This is a genomic window from bacterium, from assembly GCA_020440705.1.
Classification (GTDB): domain Bacteria; phylum Krumholzibacteriota; class Krumholzibacteriia; order LZORAL124-64-63; family LZORAL124-64-63; genus JAGRNP01.
Map to the genome: position 1 here is coordinate 1 of JAGRNP010000367.1, position 560 is coordinate 560.

Annotated in this window: 1 protein-coding gene; it reads right to left on the reverse strand. The window is 69.5% G+C overall.

All coding sequences use genetic code 11. The features are described from left to right. The coding region (locus KDM41_18830) for a radical SAM protein (GenBank protein ID MCB1185480.1) at window positions 1-560 on the reverse strand (560 nt) is incomplete at both ends.

The following is a 560-nucleotide window of genomic DNA, read 5'->3' on the forward strand; positions in this document are numbered from 1 at the left end:
CGTCGGTGACGTCCTTGTTGATGGCGTCCCGCATGCGCTGGGAGCCGGCCTCGGGGGCGATGGTGAAGCCCCCCTTCTTGACCCGGGCCACCTCCAGGGCGACGTCCCGGGTCAGGGTCTTCACCCGCAGGCTGGGCACCTGCACCGAGATCATCTGCCGCTCGTAGGCCTCGTTGGTGTGGCGCAGGATGGAGTTGATGAAGCTGTAGTCCCCCGCGGAGAGGCTCATGAGGCTCACGCCCTCGTAGCCGGTGGACTTGAGGCCCTCTTCGACCAGATGCAGCACCGTCTCCGGGCTGCGCTCGCGGGTGGGGCGGTAGATCATCCCCGCCTGGCAGAAGCGGCAGCCGGCGGTGCAGCCCCGCTGGATCTCCACCGAGAGGCGATCGTGCACGGTCTGAAGGGTGGGCACGACCGGGGCGGTGGGATAAGGCGCCTTGTCCAGATCCGCCACCACCCGGCGGAACACCCGTCGGTGGCCGGGCAGGAGGGGGCGGATGGCCGACAGCCGGCCGTCTTCGTGGTACTCGGGCTCGAAGAAGCGGGGCACGTACACCCCG